We start from the raw sequence: 23,623 nt of genomic DNA on the forward strand, positions 1-23,623 counted from the left end.
TCTTCGTCGTTCGCTCTCGCTCTCAACTACGAATAGGCAGACGGCGTCGACTATCGCGGACTAACCGCCTTCGCTTCGCTATCCATGGCGGTCAGCGGATGTAATAACACTAAAAACCGTAACGCGCTCACCCTATCCAACCGGCAACCGCTCCATCAAATAACACAAACAATCCTGCCGAATAATCTTCGTATCCAACGTTAACATCGCTGGCATTACCGGGTTGCGTGTTTTCAGTAGCCTGCCCTCGACACTGAAAAAATCAGCCTCGACACAGCGCCCCTCCTCATCCTCCACCGCAAGCGGGATCTGGTGACCGTCGAGCGGCAGTTTGGCGATCTCAGTACCGGCGGGGAGTTCACGAAAGTTGAGATGGTCGAGGTCGGGGACGAAGCAGAGCTCGGCATCATCACAGCCAAAACCGAAGTGGACCGAGTCGGGCACCTTGACGGTGGCGACGGTGTGGAAGAGATCGATGTCGCGTTCGGCGACGGGGTGGTCGGGGAACTCCGAGAGGTGTAGCAGTGCATCGAGATACTCGGCGGCGTGCTGCTCACCGCGGCGCTGACCGACACGGCCGCATTCCAGCGTTACCGAGGGGCAGATATCGGCGAAGGCCATCGACTGCACCCCGGTGGGGCGAATGAAGTAGACCACGGTGCGACCGAACAGAGTCGCCATGTGCATAAACTTATTCTCGAGCTTGTTGATACAGGCGTAGTGCGGGTTAAGTCCGGTGTTGTTGTGCACATCGACGCTGGCGAAGAGGTTGCGTGCACGCATGATCTCCACCACCTCGGCAACAATCTCGCTCTCGGCTGAGGGCGGCTCATCTCCGCCGGGCCAGACGCGGTTGTAGTCGGGCTGACCATCGAGGCGGCGCATACCGTGGCGCGCCGCTTCGATGTTGCCGAAGAAGATCGAGAGACTTCGCGGCAGGTTACGCCCCTGGTAGTCGCGCAGCAGGTGCTGTATCGCCTCCAGCCCGGTGGTCTCATTGCCATGCAGCAGCACCGAGACGAAGAGTGGCTCTTTACGCTCGCCCTGCAGATGGATGATGGTCGGCTCGGATAGCAGGGTGTGGAGTTCGGTCGCCGCGACGTCGAGAATTCCGTCGGGCAGTGTGTCGAGTTGCTGCAGCATCTTCAGTCTATTCTCTACTAACGTTACAGCGACCAGTCGTGGACCGGCTCACCGCTTTTTTGATGTTCCAGATAGGCGAGGGTCAGCGCCTGCATGTCTCGGCCGTTTTTGGCGACATACTCACGCTGCCAGACGGCACCGTTTTGGCCGCTACGCATACGCGCCTCGATGATCTCCATGTAGGTGTCGATATCGTACTGATCGAGACCGAGCCGCTCCAGCCCCTTCCAGGCGAGCGGCACAAGCTGATCGCGCAACAGCGCATGGATGCCGACCCGCTTGCCGTCGATCCAGTTCACATGGGCGTGCAGACCTAGGCGTGACGCCTCATAGAAATTATCTCTCGCAGTGGCAAATTCGATCTGACTCTCTGGTGCCTGTTCCGCCTCCACCAGCTCTGTAATCAGACCGAAGAAGAGTGCGGCGTTGGCGATTGAGTCGACCACGGTTGGGCCACTCGGCACGACTCGGTGTTCGATGCGCAGATGGGGTTTACCATCGATGAAGCCGATCAGCGGACGGTTCCATCGCCAGATGGTGCCGTTATGCAGGCGCATATGCCGCAGCTCCTCCGGCTCACTCTGATAGTCGATCGGTAGCATGATCGGGAAGTGTTCGACATTCTCCTCAAAACACTCAAACAGAGATTTGCGCGCATAGCCCATACCAAATCCGACCCGGCGCATTGGGCCGTGAGCCGCACCGGCAAACCCACCCACATCGACCGCCTGTTCAAACAGCGGTATGCGGGTCTCATCCCAAAGGTCGCGCCCAAACAGATAGGGGGAGTTCGCGCTCGCGGCGACCATCGGTGCTGAGGCGATGATTGCGGCGTTGTAGTAACGCACGGCCAGATCCTCAGGCACCTGCATATGGATCTGGAACGAGGTGGCCGCCGACTCGAGCATCACATCCTGATGCACCACCTCTAGATGTTCACGACCGCTGATATCGAGTCGCAGCGGCTCGCCATTACGCATGCGTAGCACCTGCTGGTTAAGCGCATGGTAGCGACGCAGGTCAGACATATTCTGCAGTGACAGGTCGCTGTCACGGATACTTGGCAGAATGCCGGTCATCACCAGCTCGCTGTCTAGCCCCTCGGCCACATCGGAGTAGTGCTCCCACTGGGTCTGCAGCTCCTTGTGCATCAATGCCAGGGCGTCGTGACTGAGACGGTGTGGCTCCGTGTTGAGTTCTACATTGAAGCGCGCCAGCTCCGGCATCACCAGGGTCTCATCAAGGCGCTCCATGAAACGATCGTTGTTGGGTAGTGGTCGCCCACTGCTGTCGACCAGACACGCTTCCAACTCGAAACCGCCAACATTGATGTCGGTTGAAAAGCGCCACTCTTCGAACCAGCCACGAAGAAGATTGGTCTCCTCTCGCAGCAACTTTTCGAAGCGATGAAAATCGCGCTTCTCAAATTGACTCTCTACAATCTCCTGCCCCATCGTGCGCCCTCTTCTTATTCGGCTATCGCACTCAACTCATCATCGAGCTGCGAGAGCCGCTGTGGTGTTCCGATATCGAGCCATCTCCCCTCATAGTACTCCCCACTGACCCGCTCTGCTGCCATCGCTTCACGGAGCAGCGGTGCCAGTGGAAAGGCGCCGCCCTGACAGCTCGCAAACAGATCGGGATGGTAGATACCGATGCCACTAAAGGTGAATCGCTCACCATCACCATCGGTGACACGATTAGCGCTCAGCAGAAAATCGCCATTGGTATTGTGATCAGGATTATCGACCAGCACCAGATGGGCCAGGCCATCGAGCTGCTGCGGCAGACGCTGCAGCGGATAGTCGCTCCAGACATCACCATTGATTACCAGAAAGGGATCGCTACCGAACTGCGGCAACGCCTTGTAGATACCGCCACCCGTTTCAAGTGCGGTGGCTTCGTGAGAGTAGCTGATCTGCAGCCCATAGTGCTCGCCACTACCCAGCACTGCCTCGATCTGTTCACCCAAGTGGGCGTGATTGATCACCACCTCGACAATGCCCGCCGCTGAGAGTGCCTCCAGATGATACTCAATCAACCGCTTGCCACCCACCCGTAGCAGCGGTTTTGGGGTGTGGTCGGTGAGCGGTCGCATCCGCTCTCCGCGCCCCGCTGCCAGAATCATCGCCTTCATTTTGTAACCATTTTCACCTACAAATCAGATATCGGTTCAGTGTTACGTTTCAACCGACAAGATGCAACGCCCATCCGCCGCACATAGCTTTATCAAGCTGTGAACTGCCGCACAGCCAAAATCGTCTAACTGACATAGGCTTTAGGCGTGAAGATGAAGAGTTAGGTGTACCAAAGATGAAACTACCGGAGAAAATCGCCAACTATCTCCAGCTGCTGAACATCGGCTACGCCGCCATTGTGCATCCTCGTACCGGCAGCCTCGAACAGATCGCCAGCCACACCGGCATCGGTCTTGAGCGATTGGCTCGCGCTGCTATTTTCGAAGATAGTCACGGCCTGCTGATGGCGGTACTGCCCGCCTCTCGTCAGGTCGATATCAATGCCCTGCGGAGCGAGATGGGGCGACCGGAACTGGAACCGGCCAAACGCGAAACCATTATGGCACTGCTCTCTGACTGTGCAGAGGGTGCCATTCCTCCCATTGCTGCCGCCTACGCCATCGACGCTATTGTCGATAACCGCTTTGAGTCGTGTGATGAGATCTACGTCATCTCCGGCAATAACGAATCACTACTGCGACTCAGCAACAGCGACGTCTACCTGCTGCATACCGGCAGCTGGCACGGTGATATCTCGATGTTGGGAAAACCGATCAGCCGTGGCGTGACCAGAGAGCTGGTGATTCCGGAGAAAATAGCCGGCACCCTGACCGAGGGGGGGCTGCTGCCAATCGAGGAGATCCGCCGCCAGATACGGGCGGTCAAACACCTACCGACCATGCCCGATGCAGCGATGCAACTGCTGCGCCTGCGCAACGATCCCCACGCCACCGTGACCCACCTCAGTGAGATCGTTGAATCGGACCCCTCGCTGGCGGCGCAGATAGTCCGCTACGCTGGCTCTGCGATGTTTAACTACCGTGGCAAGATCGAATCGATACACGACGCCATCGCACGGGTACTGGGGTTCGAAAACACCCTTAACATCGCCCTTGGTCTTGCTGCCGGGCGCGCCTTCCACAACCCTGCCCAGGGACCACTGGGACTCAACGCCTTCTGGCACCACGCGGTCTACTCGGCCGCCCTCAGCCAATCGCTCGCATCACTGCTGCCTAAACAGATGGGAGTTAAACCGGGTCTCGCCTACCTTGCCGGTCTGCTACACAACTTCGGTTTTCTGCTCACCGGCCACCTGTTCCGCAAGGAGTTCACCATTCTCGATTAGCTGGTCGAGGCCAATCCAGAGCTGCCGGTCACGCTGATTGAGAAGCGCGCCCTGGGGGTCGATCACACCATCATGGGTAACTGGCTGATGCGCAGCTGGCGGATGCCCGAGGAGATCAACACCACTGTGCGCGAGCATCACAACTCGGCCTACTGTGGTGAATATGCACCCTACGCCAACCTGGTCTTCATCGCCGATCAACTTCTCGGTGCCCAGGGGTTCGGTGACGGCGTACGCGACACCCTGCCACAATCGCTGCTCACCGCACTCGGTCTCGAGCAGAGCCAGCTTGATGACGCACTCGAACGACTCAACAGCTCTGAGGCAGGCCTCAATAGCATCATCCAGCAGCTGGCTGCCTAGAGCCGCTCCTCAAGCCAACCCCACTTCCACCACGCTTTCTTGATCATATTAGTTGGTTAAAGCTAGGATATGTTCCAGATCGGCGCTGTGATGCGCCTCAAATTTCAGCGTCTCGTCAGCAACGTGACGGTTAATCAGGAGTAGAACGATGAGTAGTAGTGATAACGAACAGGTTGAGCTGAGCAGCGGTATCGCCGCCTTTGAAGGCAAGCACTTTGCCAGTGCCATGCAGCTCCTCTCACCGCTGGCTGAGGGTGGCAACACCGAGGCGCAGTATCGCGTCGCGGTAATGCAGCAGAACGGCCTGCTCGGCGCTCCCAACGCGCAAGAGGCCTACAAGTGGATGAGCGCCGCCGCCGAGAAGGGCCATGCGATGGCTCAGCATGGCCTCGGCTTCATGTATATGGAGGGCGAGTGCGCTGAAAAGGATAGCGCCAAGGCGATCGAGTGGTTCCAGAAGGCGGCCGATCAGGGGCTGGTCGGCTCACTCACCACGCTAGGCATGATGTACCAGGAGGGTAACGGCGTGCCGCAGGATGAGGATAAGGCGAAGGCCTACTACAAGCTGGCCGGCTTCGACATGTAGCTCCAGCTCACTGCATCACCCAGAAAAAAGGGCTGCAGATGCAGCCCTTTTTCTTAGTGCCGATGACGCTATGTTAGTTACTGGGTGCCGGTGCAGGCGGTGCGACAGGAACGGCATAGCGAGGGTAACCGTACCCGCCGGGATACCCGCCACCCCACGGGCCACCATAGCCATAGCCGGGATATCCACCCCACGGGCCGCCGCCATAATAACCAGGCCCACCTCCCCATGGACCGCCGCCCCATGGACCACCACCGTTATTCCACGGTGCATCCCAGGTGTCGAAGGGTCCCCAGAAGGCGTTGGCTGACTGCATAGGTAGTGCCATTGCCCCCACGATTGCGGCAGCTGCCGCGACTTTAATCAGTTTCTTCATGGTCGTTCCTCCCTGTTTTTTATCATTTCGATTCGATAGCTAAACGTATTGGTTTGTCCCTTTTTTGGGACTCAAATCTAAATGTAATAAAAATCTGGGCAACGTCAATAGTAGACAACGCTAATATTACTTAGACCACTTCCAGAATTGTGACCATCGTCATACAACCACGCTCGTCACTACGCATTGGCTTACCAATTTTCACCCAGAATTTCGAAATAGGATTGAGGGTGGAGGCAGGCGGGGCAGACGCTGGGGGCCTCCTCGGCCTCATGCAGATAGCCACAGTTTCGACAGCGCCAGACAATCTTGCCCTCGCGTTTGAAGACCCGTCCCGCTTCGAGATTATCGGCCAGATCCTTGTAGCGCTTACCGTGCTGCTTCTCCGCAATTGAGATCGCCTCAAAGGCCATCGCTACCGCCTCGAATCCCTCTTCACGCGCCACCTTGGCAAAGCCGGGATACATCTCGGTCCACTCGTGTTCCTCGCCCGCCGCTGCCGCACGCAGATTCTCCAGCGTGGAACCGATCTTACCTGCTGGAAAGGTCTCGGTGATCTCGAGATCGCCCCCTTCAAGAAACTTGAAGAAACGCTTTGCGTGCTCCTTCTCCTGCGCCGCCGTCTCTTCGAAGATTTCAGCAATCTGAATCAATCCCTCCTTGCGCGCCGCTCCAGCGAAGAAGTTATAACGATTTCGCGCCTGTGACTCACCGGCAAACGACTTCAGTAGATTCTTCTCGGTCTGCGTCCCCTTGATACTCTTCGCCATGCTCAACACCCCACTATTGATGAAATCCATTCTGAGAACCGACTGCCCGGCGTGCTGTCAGATGGAGCCGGGAAATCACTCTCCATGATGCGTATCATAGGCACATCTCCAGCTACGGGTGAACACCCCGGCCGACCCAGACAACCAAGGAGCACTGCATGATCTCTGTGACAAGAACGGTATTGATGTTATTGACCCTCGCCGCCGCACCGCTGCTGCACGCCGGTGGTGAGATCGATGATCGGGTGATTCACTACCAGGTCGAGGAGGAGTTCGACTACGTTAAAGAGAACATCGCGATGGCGATCACCGATCGCGGCATGATAGTCAGCGGCACCCTCCACGTCAGCGCCATGATGCAGCGTACCGGCGCCGATCTCGGCTTCACCGATCAGGTCTACCAGATCGCCGAGTCACTCGAATTCTGCAGCACCATGATGTCGCACCGCATGACCCGCGCCCATCCAGCCAACATCACCGTCTGCCCCTTTACCGTTTCGATCTATGTTGAGGCCGACAAACCCGAGACCGTCAATATCGCCTTCCGCCGTCCAAACCTGCTCGGCAACCAGCCCGAGGTTGAAGAGGCCGTATTCAATATGCTTAATGAGATTGCGCGGGCGGGACTCGAATGACCACAGCACGCACCCTCACCAATATCTACTACGGCGTCGCCACACTGCTGGCGACGCTCCACTTTATGCTCTATTGGGCTGCCAACCATATGGACAAGGATGCGCAGTTCATACTAGGTGTCGGTTATCAGCTGAGCATCAAGGCGAGCCTGATCGCTGCGCTGGCCGGCATCATGCTGACCATCCACACAAAACGCTCGGGTAGGATGGTTCGAAATCTGGTGCTGGCAACGCTACTCGCCTCGTTCGGCATTCTCGACTTCATGCTGCGATTTCTGCTGCAGCCCTAGCCACAGGCCACCGATCGGCCTTACCCCGCGCGCTCACCAAGCAGCTGATAGAAGTCGGCGCTCGGCATCGGACGGTGGAAGTAGTATCCCTGAAAGACCATACAGCCGCTCTGTTTGAGAATGGCGAGCTGGGCCTCATCCTCAACCCCCTCGGCGACCAGATGGAAACGGAGATGTTTTGCAATTGCGATAATGGTCTCGACAATCACCGCATCGTCGCCGTCGGTAGCGATATCACGAACAAAGGATTGATCGATCTTCAACTCATCGAGCGGTATCGCCTTCAGGTAACTAAGCGATGAGTAGCCGGTACCAAAATCGTCGATCGAGAACCGTACCCCAAGGGCTCGTAGCTGTTTCATCTTCTCAACGGTCTCGTTGATGTCTCGCACCAGAGACTGCTCGGTCAGTTCAAGCACCACCCGTCCCGGATCTATTCCACTGCTCTCGAACACTTCCTGAACCGATTCCACAAAGTCGTGCTGATAGAACTGTCTGGCACAGACGTTGATCGAGATCGAATCGACACCTGCTGTCTGCCCCGCCCTGCTCGCCTTGGCAAAGCTTTCACAGGCACCACGCAACACCCACATGCCAATCTGTACAATCAGACCGGTGTCATCGGCCACTGGGATAAACTCGGCCGGCGAGATAAAGCCACGCTCAGGGTGGACCCAGCGCAACAGCGCCTCGGCACCGATGATCTTCGCCTCACTATCGACCTGCGGCTGCAGATAGAGCTGCAACTCATCGCGCAGCAAGGCGTCACGCAGACCGTGCTCCAGAGCGAGACGGTTATCGGCCATGTCCTGCATTATCGGCTCATAGAAACGCAGCGTATTGCGACCCGCCGCCTTGGCCTGGTACATCGCCGTATCGGCATGCTTTAGCAGATCATCGCTCGAATCATCACTACCCGAGAAGGCAGCGATACCGATGCTGGGTGTCAGATGGAACTCATGTTCTTGCAGTAGATAGGGGCGCGAAATATCGCTCTGAATCTTGAGTCCAATCTGCATCGCCAGATTGGCCGCCTCGCGTTCATTGCTGGAGAGCGAGATCAACAGCACTACAAACTCATCACCACCAAGCCTTGCTACCGTATCGCCTTCGCGGATCACTTCACGCATACGCTCGGCCACCTGTTTGAGCAGTGCGTCCCCCACACTATGGCCGAGCGAGTCGTTGAGGTGTTTGAAGTTGTCGAGATCGACAAAGAGCAGCGCGCCGTAGATATTTTCACGACCGGTACGCGAGAGCTCGAGATTGAGTCGATCCGCCAGCAGGCGACGATTGGGCAGAGAGGTGAGCGAATCATGGTAGGCCTGGTACTCAATCACCTCCTCGCTAAGGCGACGACTGATTCCCATACTGACCACGGTGGCGATGCGTTGCAGGAACCGCTCCTCCTCGATCCTGTGCGGGTGACCGTGCTCGAGATAGAGCGCCATCACCCCCAGCACCTCGTGCTGACTCGAGAGCAGCGGTACCTGGTAGTGTCCGTGCGGCTCCATCCCCTCGAGATGGATCGAGTGCGCCTCATCCACGGTGGCGCTGTGCACCACCCGCTTATATTCCGCAGCCCGACCGCAGAGGCAGCTACCGAAGGGGATCGAGGCACAACGGGTGCGTTGTTCAAGTCCAATATTGTGTGCGGTGACCAGCTCCAGAACCTCCTCACCCGGTTTTTTGAGAAAGACCACACCCTTGGTCTGCAGCTTCAGCCAGGTGGCCGATTCGAACAGTGCCAGCAATATACTATTGAGATAGGTGTGCATATCCTGCTCATTGAGCGAGAATTCCAGCAGCTGGGTGACCACCTGCTCCTCCCCCACCAGGCGAGCCATGTGGTCGCGACTCTCGGTAATCTCGATCTTGTGCTGTTTCTGCAGGGTAATATCGCGTACCACGGCGACAATCGATGCGCCCTGTGACGACTCATCCTCGAGACGGCGCAGTCGCACCTCCGCATCGAAGGTCGAACCATCCTTGCGTCTCACCAGCCACTCGAAATCCTGTGGCACACCGTTGAGCGCCTTCATCATATACTCACCGGCCTGCGCATTGGTATAGCCATCGGCCGAGAAATCCTCGACCGACAACTTGAGCATCTCCTCCCGGGTATAGCCGTAGCTGTCAAGCGCTATCTGATTGACATCGATCAGGCTACCATCGGCGGCGTGCAGGAAGAGCATGTCGGGGGTCGCGTTGTAGAGTGCACTGAGGTGGTTGAGCAGGTCGCGCAGCTGCTGCTCCTCCTGCTTCTGCAGCGTCACATCACGTGCCACGGCGATGATAATCGGTTGCTCGCCCCGCTGTAACTGCACACCGATGCGCACCTCGACCGGAAACTTACGACCATCCTTGCATCGGTGCTTGGTATTGAAGGTGCTGTGCTCTTTGGGATGGTCGACCACCCCTTTAAACAACGCCTTGAGCTGCTCACAACTCATCTCAGGCTCCAGGTCGTGCGGACCAAGCTGCAGCAGCTCTTGTTTCGAATAGCCTACAGAGTTGGATGCCTCCTGGTTAAAATCGATAAAACGCATCGTCTCGTTATCGATCAAGAAGATCGCATCAGCCGAGCTGTCAAGTGCAGCGCGAAAACGTTCCAGGCCCGACTGTGCAAACCTCTGTTCGCTAACATCCTGCACCGTACCGAGCATACGTACCGGGTTACCCTCATCATCAAAGCTGATCTCGGCATGCTCATATACCACCTTCAGCGAACCATCCTTAAGCGCTATCCGGTGTTCCATGGCACAGGAGGTGTGCTGCTCAATTGCATCCTGCACCGCCCGAACAACATGCTCCCTGTCATCCGGGTGGACATGATCGAGAACGTCCTGGAAGTTGGCCCCAAACTCCTCCCGGTTCAGGTCGAAGATGTTATAGGTCTCATCGGACCAGTAGAGCGAATTATCGAGCAGATTCAAGTCCCAGCTGCCAATCTTGGCGACGTGCTGCGAGCGCGTCAGTACATCCTGGCTGTACTGCAGCAGTCCATGTGTCACGAGCAAATCGTTCTTGGCCCTGTTGATCGCATTGACCAGACTCTGCAGCTCATCTGCTCGCCCCCGTTCACGCTCAAGCACCAGATCGGGCACGCTTTCATCGAGTCGCAGCGTCTTGGCGAAGCGACTCAGGGCTGAGAGGTGCCGCGTCACCAACTGCTGCACGATGATCAAGATAAAGAACGAAACGAGGAAGGTTTTGATCGCCTGCGATATGAGAATCGCGATGACCGTTTCGACCAGGTGCTGGTAGACATTTTTCAGTGTCGCCGTAACCTGCAGCTCGCCCAACACCAAACTGCGATCCCGATAACTGTACGTGAGCGGATAGCGACGAGTGATGAAGTCCTCACTCTGCACCACACCCTTGGCCACTACCGAACTCCCATCACTATCGGTGATTTTGAGATGGACAATATCGGGGTGGCGCAGTATACCCTCGAGCTGCAGACCTAGCGAAGTGTAGTTGAGTAGCCAGAGGCCGTTTGTAACGCTCTCTACATTGATCACCTCGATCTCATGCAGACGCCGTTCAATATTCGACATCTCATGTTTGTAGTCGCGATAGAGCTGTACAGTGGTCAGCGCCAGCGTAATACAGGAGCTGAAGATCAGCACATAGATAACAAGTCGTCGTGCAATCTGACTTTTGAAAAAACTGGGAAACTGCATCATTGGATCAGCGGCAATTTTTCCAGCACTTGCATGGTCAGCTGTTCGATTAGGCCCTCACGCTTCATTTTACGCAGCACCGTTGCCAGTCTTGGTGCCAACCCCTCGTGTTTGGGATGAAGATAGAGATAGAGCGGCTCAGCGGCCAGGGGTGGATCGATCACTTCGATTTCTCTATCAAGCCCCTGCTGTTTTAGCCGCCACAACCCACTCAGATAGCCGAAGCTCGCGATATCGATCCGATCGCGCTGCAACATCTCAAACATCGACTGAGGATGGTCAACCACATGGGTGGTTGCTGGAGAGACCCGCCTGAGGTTATTAACGATAATCTTCCAGCCGGTCACCGTCGCCACGTTGTAGGGTTTCAAATCATTCCAACTCAACACCTCTGGTACTGGCCGTTTGGCAAAGGCGCTGAATCGCGCCACATAGACACTCTCCGGCACCCGAATCAGCCCTGGATAGTCTCTCCTAATCGCACGGGGGATGCGGCAGCAGTCACCATCATCGACACCACTTACCACCAGTTTCAGTGAACGTTCAGCCGGGAGCTCGTAGAAACTCATCTCAACATCTACACGCTTAAAGGCTTCGATCATGATCTGTTCGAGCAGACCGGAGACGGGAGGAGTAAAGCCGGTATTGATGCGTAGCGGCCCGGCAGCCACAACTGGAAGCGCTATTGAGACAAGCCCCAAAAACAGTAATGATCGATAGAGACCAACCATCGCAGAGAAACAACCGCTACAACTCAACTGCATATCGCCACTCCTCAAACCAATCCGCCCTGAGAAGTTGCGATACCTCTTCATGGACCGATCAGCCATTTGCAAACACCCCATCACACAGTAATGGTAAGGAGAACATTTCAGTGTTAACGCGGCCCTCCCTTACTCGAAGATAGTCGAAGACCCTGAAAAAGCCATCGCGACTGCAAGGGCTACTTGGTCAGCTGCTCCATGACCAGCGACTCCAGCAGCGTATGCAGCGGTGCCAGTTCGCTATCTCGACCACTCACCTCGTAGATATAACCAACGGTACGCGGAATATCCTTCAGATAACCCGGCCTTCCATCACGGTGATTGAGACGCGCGAAGATACCCGCCGCCTTGAGATGGCGTTGCACGCCCATCAGATCGAACCAGCGCATGAAGCGCGACTCGCACGGTTCACGCAGAATGCCCGAGTCGAGCGCGAGATCGTGATAGCCGCGCACCCACCCCTCGACCCGCTCGCGTGGCCACTCGATATAACAGTCGCGCAGCAGCGAGACGAGATCGTAGGTGACCGGGCCGTAGACCGCATCCTGAAAATCGAGAATACCGGGGTTGTGCACCTCGGTGACCATCAGGTTGCGCGAGTGGTAGTCGCGGTGCACCGTCACCTGCGGCTGTTCCAGCGCCGACTCGGCCAGCAGCTCGAAGCTCTGATCGAGCACCGCCTGCTCAGACTCACTCAGCTGATGTTCAAGATGGCGTGTCAGGTACCAGTCACGAAACAGATTCATCTCAGCCAGTAGCAGCTCTCGATCGTAGTGAGGCAACGACTCACCATCGGGTCCGCAGGCCTGGATCGTCAGTAACGCGCCGAGCGCATCACCATAATAACGATCAACCGTCTGCTCATTGAGCTCATCAAGATATTGTCGGTTACCAAGATCACCGAGCAGCATAAAACCCTGCTCGAGATCATGATGCAGGATCTCCGGTACATTCAGTCCCAGCTCAAAAAGCTGCTCACCCACCTCGATAAAGGGACGACTATTCTCCCTCTCCGGCGGCGCATCCATAGCGATCCGTGTCTCGCCCTCGAAGCTGAGCCGAAAGTAACGACGGAAGCTGGCATCGCCCGATGCCGGTTCAATCTCAAACTCGGGCAGGCCTGCCTCTTTAGTTAGCCAGCTCTGCAACTGCGCCAGTCGTTCACCCATCTGTTACCTCAACTCATCATGTTTCATTTGTAGTTCTTCTTCATCCGGCAGCACACACATCGGCATGGCCTCATCGACAGCACGATCACGCAGACCAAAGAGATGGCGCATACGCGGTACCGCCCACTGACGTAGATCGTCGGCAATAATGAAGAAGCAGGGAATAACAATCAAAATCAGTACCGTCGCAAATAGCAGACCGATACCAAGACTCACCGCCATCGGCGAAAGAAATGCCGTCTGTCCGGTGGCAAAGAAGATCAGCGGCGAGACACCGAGGAAGGTGGTGATACTGGTGAGCATAATCGGACGTACCCGAACTCTTCCCGCCTCAACCACCGCATCGATCCGCTCCCACCCCTCACGCCGTAGCCGCTTGGCAAAATCGACCAGGATCAACGAATCGTTAACCACGATACCGGAGAGGGCGAGAAAACCGACCATGGAGAGAAACTGCAGCGTGTGGCCAAGCAGTGCATGACCGAAAATCACACCGATCGCGCCGAAGGGGATGGCGAACATCACCACCAGCGGATCGAGTAGCGAGCGAAACAGTGCCGCCAGAATAAAAAAGATAATCGCCAACGAGATCACCAGCGCCCGCAACATCGAGGCGATCGACTCACCCGCCTCACGCTTCTCACCCATGAAGAGCAGCTCATAACCGGGGTACTGCTCCGCAAAGTGCTTGAACTCTCTATTGAAGAGTTCGGTCACCTCGAGCGGTGTCGAGACCGCATCGTTGACCTCGGCGGTGATGGTCGCCAGACGGCGCATATCACGCCGGTTGATGGTGTTGAGACTACGCCCCGGTTCGATATCGGCCACCTCACCGAGATAGACAGTACGACCGCTACTCAGCGTTACCGGCAAACGCTCCAGCGTACCGCTGTGACGTAGTTCATCGGGGTAGATCACCCGCACCGGAATGCGCTTATCACCGCGTGTGACATGCAGCGCCTCCAGACCGAGGAAACCCGTACGCACCGACTCGCTCAACTGCTGCTGGGTCAGCCCCAACTCACGACCACGCTCGTTAAGCGCGTAGCGATACTCAAGCTTGCCCACCTCCAGATCCTGCTGCACATCGCGCGTGCCGGGTAGACGACGCAGGTAGTCGGTGACTGTTTCGGCATGGCGGCGCAGCTGATCGACATCGGGACCGGTCACCCCGATCTCGATATCGGCCCCCGCCGGGCCACCCTGGGTACGCAGGATCGAGAGCCGTTTAATGCCAGCGATCGTCTGCATGCGTTCTCGCAGCGCATCGATCACCACCTCAGTTTCACGTTCGCGCGTTCCTTCCCAGCTGAATTTAAGGCTCACTATCGGCGTCACATATCGCTCGATAAATCCCTTCGGTGCCTGTTTATCCAGATCAACGATCAGCTGAATATATTGGCTACCAAAGCGGATGCGATTGAAGTCGATAAAGGAGACACCGACATTGGTCAGCAGGGTATTGAGCTCATCATCGTCCAGCTCATCGAACAACGCCTGCTCCATTTTCTTCGCCAGCAACGAACTCTCATCAAGGCTGTAGGTATTGGGCGTCTCAACGTTGATAAAGAACTGACCGACATCGACATGCCCAAAGAGTTTGAACGGTAGCCGGGTAGCGGCGAAGACCATAACCACCACCAGGATGCCAACGGTCGCGGTGGTAACCAGATAACGGTTATTGGCCGACCAGCGCACCAGCTCAGTGTAGCGATGCAGCCAGTGTGACCAGTCGATACGTTTCTTTTTGGCGTGTTGCACCCGCAGGATCTCATTGGCGTGTGAAGGCAGCACGCCAAACGCCTCCCACAGCGAACCGAACAGCGCGGCCGTTACCACCACCGGAATCACGGCGATGAAGGCACCCATGGTGCCGGTGATGGCAAACATCGGCAGGAAGGCGGCCACCGTGGTGGTGATCGAGGCGAGCACCGGCCAGAACACCTCTTTGGCGCCAAGCTCAGCCGCCTTACGTGGTGCCATACCCGCCTCCATATGACGGTAGATATTCTCGGTAACGATGATCGCATCATCGACGATCATTCCTAGCGCGATTAGAAAGGCGAACAGCGAGATCATATTGATGGTGTAACCAAACTGTTGCAGCAGAATCACCGCCACCAGAAAGGAGACGGGAATACCCATCGCGGTAATCAACGCGACTCGGAAGTTGAGAACGAGGTAGAGCGAGAGCAGTACCAGCGCCAAACCGATCAGCCCTGAGGATTTGACCGTATCGAGACGGTTTTTCACATAGACCGAGAGGTCGCTGAAGAGCCCGATCTCTACCCCCGGCGGCAGCTCCATGCGCAACTCTTCGACCAGCTCCCGAACCCGTTCGGCGACAATGATGGTGGAGGCCTCGGCGCTCTTGGTCACGGTCAGGTTGATCGACGGTTTGCCGTTAAAGCGCCCCAGGGTGCGCGCCTCCTCCAGCCGCATCTCCACCTCAGCCAATTCACCGAGACGCAGCTGCCCCCCCTGTGCATTACTGCTGATCACCACCCGGCGTATCGCCTCCGGCTCGGGCGCCACCCCCTTTCCGCGTAGCAGGATATCGCCCTCACGTGCCTTGAGTGATCCTCCAGGTAGATCACGCAGGTTCTCACGCAGTGCACGGGTAACCTGTGCCAGCGCGACACCCCGCGCTGCGAGACGCTGCGGATCGACCACCACCCACAGCTCCCAGCTACGATCACCCGCCATACCAGCACTCGCCACCCCCGGCAGCTGCTGCAGGCGTCTCTGCACCTGTTCGGCCAGCTCGTTGAGATGGCCAGCGTCGATATCGCCATAGAGGGTGGCACTGATCACCGGGAAGCGCGCCTTGAGACGCGTCAGCTCTGGCTCCTCCGCCTCCTCGGGTAGATCGGTCACCTGATCGAGTGCGCTCTGCGCCTCGCGCATAAACTCATCAACATCGCTGCCCGATTTGAGTTCGATGGTGATGGTGGAGATCCCCTCATTACTGCTCGAGGTGATCACATCGATATCGGCCATCGCGTCGAACTCCTCCTCGATCGGGATCGAGATCTGCCGCTCTACCTCCTCGGGTGAGGCGCCTTCAAAGACGGTGCGAATGCTCGCCTTGTCGAGTTCGATCGAGGGGAACATCTCCTGCGGCATCGCATACCAGGCAAGCACCCCGGCGATAAGCACCAGTGCCAACATCAGGTTGGTGATGAGTGGATTGTTGATTGAGAAGCGAATCAGAAACATGGTGTTTTTTATGTGGCGGCAGAATTAAAACTGCGCCACCTCACCCTTGATCTGTTGGCCATCACTCAGCGCGGCGGCATCACTGATTACTACCATCTCGTTTGCCGCCAGTCCGCTGATGATCTGCTGAAGATCACCGATGCGTACCCCGGTGGTTACCGCGCGTCGTTCGACACGGTCGCCGTCGACGGTGAACAGATGTGTCTCACCCGCCTCACGCAGCAGCGCCGAGACCGGTACCACGACGGCATCATCAACCGGAGGCAACAGCAGCTGCGCCTCAGCGAGCATGCCGGGTAACAGTCCAGCAGCGCTGATCCGAATGCGCACGGGGTGAGTGTGAGTCTTGGCATCGGGATCGAGCTGCAGCGCTACCAGTTCACCTGAACGTTTCGCACCGTCAACCACCACCTCAACCCGATCACCTCGCTCGACCGCCGCCGCCACACTACCGACCAGCTCGACATAGAGATCGAGTGCCGAGGCGTCGATCAACTCAACGCTCTGTTGATTGCTAGAGACATAATCCCCCTCCTCAACCGCAATCGAATTGACGATGGCATCGAAGGGGGCAAGCAGACGGGTACGACGCAGATTGCGCTCGGCACGGTTGAGCGCTGCCTGTGCCAGATCAATACGCGCCTCACCCGTTGCAACACCGTGTTGCAGCCTTGCCTCATCCGAGAGCAGTTGTTGAAGGCGTTGACGTGCTTCATCGAGGCGTGAGCGGGAGGTGAGTGATTCACGGCCGAGACGCTCCTGACGTGCCACCTCGCCCTCCTGCAGCTTGCGATTCTTCTGCGCCAGCGTAAGCAGTTCACTATCACGCTCAACACCGCCCTTTTCGAGCACCAGCTGGGCACGCTTCTCCGCTACCGCATCGGCGTAGTCCCCCTGCTCAAGTTGCAGCAGCGTTGCAGCAGCTGCAACGCGCTCACCCGGTTCCACCAGGCGTTTGGCGATACGCCCCGCCACCTCAAAGCGCAGCTGACTGCGACGCTTCGGTTGTAGCCTGCCAGTGAGGTGCTCAACCGGTTGTAGACGCTCACTTCGCGCCGCCGCCACCTGCAGGTGGGCAACCGGGCGCTCGCGCAGTCCCGCCTCCTTTTTGGGCTTGGTCATCAGTAGTAGATAGACCGCCGCACCGGAGAGCAGAATCAGCAAAATTATCGGCAGTAGTTTGGAGCCTCTGGTCGCCACGCGAATATCCCGAGAAGTAGGAGAAGATGGTATTCTAGGCAGCTTATTGATCAGATAAAACAAGAAACGACACGACCCGTGCCCCTCCACCTGAAGAAATCGTCGCTAGCTGCCACTGCAGCGCTCTATCTGCTCGCCACAATTTCGGCGCAGGCGGCGGCTCCCAAGTGGGTCTGTGTGAGCAGTCACAGCGGTGGCTGGGAGTGTGGTGAAGGGGCTGCCCCGGTAGAGGCTTTGGCGAAAAAGGCCACAGTGACTCCACCGCTGCAGAGGGGTGCCAAACCGTCATCAAGGTCGCGCAATGATTTTCGCCTGATTAAGACCGCCACCACCTTCGATAGCGGCATTCCGATAGCCCCCTTCAAATCGACACCTATCCCATCTCCCATCGATGTCACCGCCACTGCGAAATCACTGCTGCCGATCACCGCACCCTACCCGGTTGAAAACTTCAGTAACTGCGAACCGATGCAGGATGTGGTGGTTGATCCCAACGCCCCCACACGCAGGGATGCCCCCCTTGAGATCGTCGCCGAGGCGAGCACCCGCGATTCGGGCAGTGTTACCCAATTCGAAGGCAATGTGCGTATACGTCGCTCCGATCAATATCTGGAGGCACAGCAAGCACGCTACGAACAGCAACAGGAGCTGTTTGAGGCTGTGGGCGATGTCCGCTTTAGAGAGCCCGGCATCGACGTCAGTAGTGAGACGGCTCGCATTGAACTCAACACCAATCGCAGCGTGCTGACTGGCAGTGAGTATCGTCTGCCACAGAGCCACGCCCGTGGCAGCAGCACTCGACTGATTCGTGAGGGCAGCGCAAAAACGCTACTGGAAGATTTCAGCTACACCACCTGTAACGCCGATCGTAATAGCTGGAAGCTGCGCGCAGCAGAGGCGGAGCTTGATCATCTCGAGGGTAAGGGCACGGCCAAGCATGTACGCCTGCATGTGAAAGATATTCCGGTCCTCTACGTCCCCTACCTCAGTTTCCCGATCGATGATCGTCGCAAGAGTGGCCTGCTCGCCCCAAGCTTCTCCTCATCGAACGTCAACGGGTTCGATCTCTCGATCCCCTACTACTGGAACATCGCGCCCAACCAGGATATGACCATCACGCCGCGCTATCTGGAGAAGCGCGGTACGATTCTCGGTCTTGAGCATCGCCATATCGACCGACAGGGCAGTAGCGATTTGCAGTTTGAGTATCTGCATCGTGACAAGCTCTACAATGATCAGCGCGGTCTAATTCAGTTCCGCCAACAGCGTTCGCTCTCAGACAACTGGGCGATGGAGATCGACTTCAACCACCTCTCTGATGACACCTATCTCAAAGAGGTCGGCAGCGGTCTGAGCGTCTCGAGTCAGACCCACATGCTACGTCGCGCCGAGGTTAGCTACACCGGTGATTACGTTCAGTTACTGGCGCGTGCCGACGCCTACCAGCCACTCAGTGGCAACGAACCCTATCAGCGTCTACCGCAGCTTCGACTCGATGCCATCACACCCAAAGGCCCGGCAGGCCTCTACGCCGGCATCGATAGTGAGCTGGTGCGCTTTGCCCACGAAGAGCAGACACCAACCGGCACCCGCCTCGATCTCTGGCCAAGGGTCGGTATGGATCTGGAAGGTGCGAGTTACTTCCTCCGTCCCGCGCTTAGCAATCGCTTCACCGGTTACCGCCTCGATGATGTCACTCCCGGCGATAGTGAATCACCGACGCGCAACACACCGCTGTTCAGCCTCGACGGTGGCCTGATCTTCGAACGTGACGCCGGCGAATCGACTCACACGCTCGAGCCACGCATCTACTACCTCAAGGTTAATGATGAGCAGCAGGACGAGCTGCCGGTCTTCGATACCAACCGTCCCGAGTTTGGTTTCGATCAACTCTTTAGTGAAAACCGTTTCAACGGTGCCGACCGCATGGGTGATGCCAACCAACTTACTCTGGCACTCACCACACGCAGCATCGACAACCAGAACGGTCACGAGCCCTTCACCCTGAGTCTTGGCCAGATCTTCTACTTTGAGGATCGAGAAGTAACACTACCGGGTGAGACCATTGAGCAGAACAATCAATCTGATTTTGTCGCTGCACTCGACTGGCGCAGCCGCTCGGGGCTGAGTCTCAATAGCGCACTGCGCTGGAACAATCAGCAGGATGAGATCGACCGTGGCACTGTACAGCTCCACTACCAGCCGCAGCAGGACAAGATCATCAACCTCTCCTACCGCTATCTGCGTGATGAACTGGAGCAGACCGATGTGTCACTTCTGTGGCCCCTGGGTCGCCGGTGGCATCTGCTGGGACGCTGGAACTATTCGCTGCTGCATGAGCACACCCTCGAGACGGTGGCCGGCATCGAATACGACAGCTGCTGCTGGGCGATGCGCCTGGCGGTACGCCGCTTTACCCAGGACATCACCAGCGAGTACAACGACAGCATCATGCTGCAGGTTGAACTCAAGGGTTTAAGCAGTGTCGGAGACAACATCGAGAGCCTGCTCGAGGATGGTATCCTTGGCTACTCACGCGACAATTCACGATATATAGATGAGCGATAGAAAACTATGAGCCGTACCCGCCAACTCCTCGCTGCCCTACTGGCCGCACTCACCCTCTTTACCACTGCCGTCCAGGCGGAACGGATTTCCGATGTCGACCGCATCGTCGCTATCGTCGATAACAACGTCATCACCTATAGCGAACTAGCCAAGCAGCTGCAGACGATTAAGGATCAGCTGCGTGCCAGCAATACGCAAATGCCTTCGGAGTCGGCACTGCTGCGCCGCGTACTGGAGCGTGCCATCATCAATCGTCTGCAGCTACAGTTGGCCGAACAGACTGGGCTGCGCGTCGATGATGAGACGCTCAACACCACCATGAGTCGCCTGGCCAAACAGAACAAACTCTCACTACGCGAATTTCGCGATGCGATCGAATCGGAGGGTTTTAGCTACGCCTCCTTCCGCGAGGATATTCGTGAGGAGATCATCATCAATCGCCTGCAGCAGAAGCAGGTCAGCAACCGCGTCTCGGTGACCCAGCAGGAGATCGACCACCACCTCGCCAACGAGGAGAGTCGTGGCGATGAGAATCGTGAGTATCTCATCTCCCACATCCTGATCGGTCTGCCGGAAGGTGCCGTGCCTGAACAGATCCAGGCCCAGCGCGCCAAGGCCGACGAGCTTCTCACCAAGCTACGCGATGGCGCCGACTTCGCTGAGATGGCGGTCAGCCACTCCGATGGTCAGCAGGCACTCAAGGGGGGCTCACTCGGCTGGCGCCGCACCAGCCAGATGCCGAGTCTCTTCACCGAGGTGGTGCCCAACATGGCATCGGGCGATGTCGCCGACCTGATTCGTAGCCCGAGTGGTTTTCACATTATCAAGGTAATGGAGACCCGTGGTGCTGAGCAGAAGCTTGTTACTCAGACACATGCACGCCACATCCTGATCAAGACCGACGAGATCACCTCAGGTGATGACGCGCGCACCCGCCTTGAGCAGATACATGGTCGTGTCGTCGACGGCGACGACTTTGCTGAACTGGCCCGCGCCCACTCCGACGATACCGGCTCTGCCGTCAACGGCGGCGATCTCGGCTGGAGCAGCCCCGACACCATGGTGGCGCAGTTCGAACAGGCGATGGACCGACTCGCTCCCGGTGAAATCAGCAAGCCGTTTGCCTCCCCCTTCGGCTGGCATATCGTGCAGGTGCTCGAACGCCGCGAACACGACAACACCGACGAGTTCAAACGCAATCGTGCCCGTCAGACCATTCGCAAGCGTAAGATCGAAGAGGAGCGTGAGATATGGATCCGCCGTCTTCGTGATGAGGCCTATGTGAAGATCATGCTGGATGAGTAGTAACAGGACTCCAGATCAGGCAACACCACGCATTGCACTCACCCCTGGCGAACCGGCCGGGATTGGTCCCGACATCATCATTCAACTGGCGCAGCAGACGCTGCCGGTTGAACCGATCGTTATTGCCGATCCAGTACTGCTGGAAGCGCGAGCCGCGCAGCTTGGGCTGCCGCTCACCATTGAGCCCTACAATCCCGAGCTACCCATCGCGCCACACCGCGCCGCCACACTCAAGGTATTACCGGTCACACTCAGCCAACCGGCCGTCGCCGGCACACTCAATCCAGCCAACGCCGCCTATGTAGTCGAGACACTCAAAATAGCCACGCTGGGGGCACTGCGTGGCGAGTTCAGCGCAATGGTCACCGCCCCGATCCATAAAGGGGTGATCAATGACGCCGGCATCCCCTTTAGCGGTCATACCGAACTGCTCGCCGAACTGACCGGTACCGAACGGGTGGTAATGATGCTGGCGGCCGATAGACTGCGTGTCGCACTCGCCACCACCCATCTACCACTGAAGGATGTCAGCAGCGCGATCACACGAGATTCGCTAACGACAACCCTGCGCATCCTGCATAGCGACCTGCAACAGCGTCACGGCATCAGCGATCCACGGATTCTGGTCTGCGGACTTAATCCACATGCAGGCGAGGGCGGTCACATGGGAAGTGAGGAGATCGACACCATCGAACCGGTGCTCGATCAGCTACGTAGTGAAGGGATGAGACTCAACGGCCCGCTACCAGCAGACACCCTCTTCACCCCACGCTACCTCGACCACGCCGATGCCGTACTGGCGATGTACCACGACCAGGGACTACCGGTACTCAAACACGTCGGTTTCGGTCGCGCCATCAATATCACACTCGGCCTGCCGATCATCCGCACCTCAGTCGATCACGGCACCGCACTGGAACTGGCCGGAACAGGTCGAGCCGAGATCGGTAGCCTGATGGCAGCCATCGAATATGCCCTTGGGTTAATCGAGAAGAGAGAGGCATTCAACTGATGGGGCATTCAAAATATAGACAGGATGGGCACGCACCGCGTAAACGCTTCGGTCAGAACTTCCTACACGACCCACACATTATTCACCGTATCGTTCAATCGATCTCGCCGCAGCAGGGTGAAACCGTTGTGGAGATTGGCCCTGGACTTGGAGCTATTACCGAACCGCTGTTGAAATTGTGTGGCGCAATGCAGATTGTCGAGCTTGATCGTGACCTGGTGCCCAAGCTGGCTGAACGTCTTGGGCCTCTTGGCGAGGTAGCGATTCATCAGGCCGACGCACTTAAGTTCGATTTCGCCTCGATTCGACAAGGCGATCAACCACTGCGAGTGGTCGGCAACCTTCCCTACAACATCTCCACACCACTGATCTTCCACCTGCTTTCGTACGCGGGTTTGATTAAGGATATGCATTTCATGTTGCAGAAGGAGGTGGTCGATCGACTCGCCGCTTCCCCCGGTACCAGCGACTACGGTCGGCTCTCAGTGATGGTGCAGTACCGCTGCGCGGTGACGAAGCTGATTGATGTTGGACCCGGTGCCTTTAATCCACCCCCCAAGGTCGACTCGGCCGTGGTCCGCATCGCCCCCTATCTCGAACTACCGTTTCCGGTCGACTCTGAGAGTGATCTCGCTGAGCTGGTCAGCAGCGCCTTTGGTCAACGCCGTAAAACGTTGCGCAACAATCTCAAACATCTAATGGATGATGCAGACTACGCAGCACTCGGTATCGATCCATCGATACGAGCAGAACGCCTCACGGTCGAACAGCTCACCCAGCTCGCAAACCAACTCAGCGATAAACGTCGTGCCCAGTAGGTCTCTACGACCCTCCTGGCAAAGCTGCTTGGCGCAGTTGTTCGCAGCTAACCAGTGACCTAACACCACTGACTACCTGTGAATTTACGATGAGGCATAGCTAGAATCGATTACTTGATTGTCGAAGACCTTTATCAAGCATTATGTTCGCACCATAATAGTGAACGCAGATAGATGGTTGATTCATCGAGGACCACCCTATTTGCATCACAGAAAACTCACGCATTAGCAGACGAACGGTTGTTCCAGCATGACACCGGGGAGTCGCTATTTTTGCGGAAGCTTGTTTTGGGCATCCAAGCCCAAGCAAACAGCAAAAACTTCACGCGACCGTTTATGCCTGCGGCGCCCCGACC

General features: G+C 57.1%; 18 protein-coding genes and 1 pseudogene. 9 read left to right on the forward strand and 10 right to left on the reverse strand.

The window, feature by feature from the left end; all coding sequences use genetic code 11:
• Nucleotides 1-132: 132 nt before the first annotated feature.
• The 3 genes from BOW52_RS09515 to murU are packed head-to-tail and all read right to left on the reverse strand — an operon-like array spanning nt 133 to nt 3,280.
• Nucleotides 133-1,143: a M14 family metallopeptidase gene (locus BOW52_RS09515; RefSeq protein ID WP_078483848.1), complete on the reverse strand. Its 1,011-nt coding sequence runs from the start codon at nt 1,141-1,143 to the stop codon at nt 133-135.
• Nucleotides 1,144-1,166: 23 nt separating this feature from the next.
• The gene (locus BOW52_RS09520) at nt 1,167-2,597 is read right to left on the reverse strand and encodes a hypothetical protein (RefSeq protein WP_078483849.1); all 1,431 of its coding nucleotides are present in this window, start codon (nt 2,595-2,597) and stop codon (nt 1,167-1,169) included.
• 14 nt (nt 2,598-2,611) lie between these two features.
• A complete protein-coding gene (murU, locus tag BOW52_RS09525; RefSeq protein ID WP_078483850.1) occupies nt 2,612-3,280 on the reverse strand; it encodes an N-acetylmuramate alpha-1-phosphate uridylyltransferase MurU in 669 nt (222 codons plus the stop codon).
• 176 nt (nt 3,281-3,456) lie between these two features.
• Here murU and BOW52_RS09530 point away from each other — a divergent pair.
• Together BOW52_RS09530 and BOW52_RS09540 are read left to right on the forward strand one after the other, a co-directional pair.
• Nucleotides 3,457-4,869: pseudogene (locus tag BOW52_RS09530) on the forward strand (HDOD domain-containing protein).
• 148 nt (nt 4,870-5,017) lie between these two features.
• A complete protein-coding gene (locus tag BOW52_RS09540; protein ID WP_078483853.1) occupies nt 5,018-5,455 on the forward strand; it encodes a tetratricopeptide repeat protein in 438 nt (145 codons plus the stop codon).
• Between the two features lie 73 nt (nt 5,456-5,528).
• Here BOW52_RS09540 and BOW52_RS09545 read toward each other — a convergent pair whose 3' ends face one another.
• Nucleotides 5,529-5,831: a hypothetical protein gene (locus BOW52_RS09545; RefSeq protein WP_078483854.1), complete on the reverse strand. Its 303-nt coding sequence runs from the start codon at nt 5,829-5,831 to the stop codon at nt 5,529-5,531.
• 191 nt (nt 5,832-6,022) lie between these two features.
• Nucleotides 6,023-6,601, reverse strand: a complete 579-nt coding sequence (gene rbr / locus BOW52_RS09550) for a rubrerythrin (protein ID WP_078483865.1) — start codon at nt 6,599-6,601, stop codon at nt 6,023-6,025.
• A 158-nt stretch (nt 6,602-6,759) separates the two neighbouring features.
• Here rbr and BOW52_RS09555 point away from each other — a divergent pair, with 158 nt between their 5' ends.
• Nucleotides 6,760-7,236, forward strand: a complete 477-nt coding sequence (locus BOW52_RS09555; RefSeq protein ID WP_135622233.1) for a hypothetical protein — start codon at nt 6,760-6,762, stop codon at nt 7,234-7,236.
• Nucleotides 7,233-7,526: a hypothetical protein gene (locus BOW52_RS09560; protein ID WP_078483856.1), complete on the forward strand. Its 294-nt coding sequence runs from the start codon at nt 7,233-7,235 to the stop codon at nt 7,524-7,526. The genes BOW52_RS09555 and BOW52_RS09560 overlap by 4 nt, the downstream gene beginning before the upstream one ends.
• A gap of 20 nt (nt 7,527-7,546) precedes the next feature.
• On the opposite strand, the gene BOW52_RS09565 is transcribed toward BOW52_RS09560, so the two are convergent.
• From BOW52_RS09565 to BOW52_RS09585, 5 genes are all read right to left on the reverse strand, one after another.
• Nucleotides 7,547-11,215: an EAL domain-containing protein gene (locus BOW52_RS09565; RefSeq protein ID WP_078483857.1), complete on the reverse strand. Its 3,669-nt coding sequence runs from the start codon at nt 11,213-11,215 to the stop codon at nt 7,547-7,549.
• Nucleotides 11,212-12,042, reverse strand: a complete 831-nt coding sequence (locus BOW52_RS09570; protein WP_172840284.1) for a substrate-binding periplasmic protein — start codon at nt 12,040-12,042, stop codon at nt 11,212-11,214. The genes BOW52_RS09565 and BOW52_RS09570 overlap by 4 nt, the downstream gene beginning before the upstream one ends.
• A gap of 113 nt (nt 12,043-12,155) precedes the next feature.
• Nucleotides 12,156-13,145 (reverse strand): aminoglycoside phosphotransferase family protein, encoded by a 990-nt coding sequence (locus BOW52_RS09575; protein WP_078483859.1) that lies wholly within the window; start codon nt 13,143-13,145, stop codon nt 12,156-12,158.
• A gap of 3 nt (nt 13,146-13,148) precedes the next feature.
• Nucleotides 13,149-16,364 (reverse strand): efflux RND transporter permease subunit, encoded by a 3,216-nt coding sequence (locus BOW52_RS09580; RefSeq protein WP_236725692.1) that lies wholly within the window; start codon nt 16,362-16,364, stop codon nt 13,149-13,151.
• A gap of 24 nt (nt 16,365-16,388) precedes the next feature.
• On the reverse strand, nt 16,389-17,564 hold the full coding sequence (locus tag BOW52_RS09585) for an efflux RND transporter periplasmic adaptor subunit (protein ID WP_135622235.1): 1,176 nt from the start codon (nt 17,562-17,564) through the stop codon (nt 16,389-16,391).
• A 78-nt stretch (nt 17,565-17,642) separates the two neighbouring features.
• Here BOW52_RS09585 and BOW52_RS09590 point away from each other — a divergent pair, with 78 nt between their 5' ends.
• The 5 genes from BOW52_RS09590 to BOW52_RS17410 all read left to right on the forward strand — a co-directional run.
• Nucleotides 17,643-20,132: an LPS-assembly protein LptD gene (locus BOW52_RS09590; RefSeq protein WP_078483861.1), complete on the forward strand. Its 2,490-nt coding sequence runs from the start codon at nt 17,643-17,645 to the stop codon at nt 20,130-20,132.
• 6 nt (nt 20,133-20,138) lie between these two features.
• Nucleotides 20,139-21,437, forward strand: a complete 1,299-nt coding sequence (locus BOW52_RS09595; RefSeq protein WP_078483862.1) for a peptidylprolyl isomerase — start codon at nt 20,139-20,141, stop codon at nt 21,435-21,437.
• Complete coding sequence (gene pdxA, locus BOW52_RS09600; RefSeq protein ID WP_078483863.1) at nt 21,430-22,449, forward strand: 4-hydroxythreonine-4-phosphate dehydrogenase PdxA; 1,020 nt, start codon at nt 21,430-21,432, stop codon at nt 22,447-22,449. Before BOW52_RS09595 ends, pdxA begins: the two co-directional genes overlap by 8 nt.
• Nucleotides 22,449-23,267 carry a 16S rRNA (adenine(1518)-N(6)/adenine(1519)-N(6))-dimethyltransferase RsmA gene (rsmA, locus tag BOW52_RS09605; protein WP_078483864.1) on the forward strand — a complete coding sequence of 273 codons (819 nt, stop codon included), beginning with the start codon at nt 22,449-22,451 and terminating at the stop codon, nt 23,265-23,267. The genes pdxA and rsmA overlap by 1 nt, the downstream gene beginning before the upstream one ends.
• Before the next feature lie 174 nt (nt 23,268-23,441).
• On the forward strand, nt 23,442-23,623 hold a 182-nt coding region (locus BOW52_RS17410), incomplete at its 3' end, for a hypothetical protein (RefSeq protein WP_236725693.1).

The sequence above is a fragment of the Solemya pervernicosa gill symbiont genome, from assembly GCF_002020875.1.
Classification (GTDB): domain Bacteria; phylum Pseudomonadota; class Gammaproteobacteria.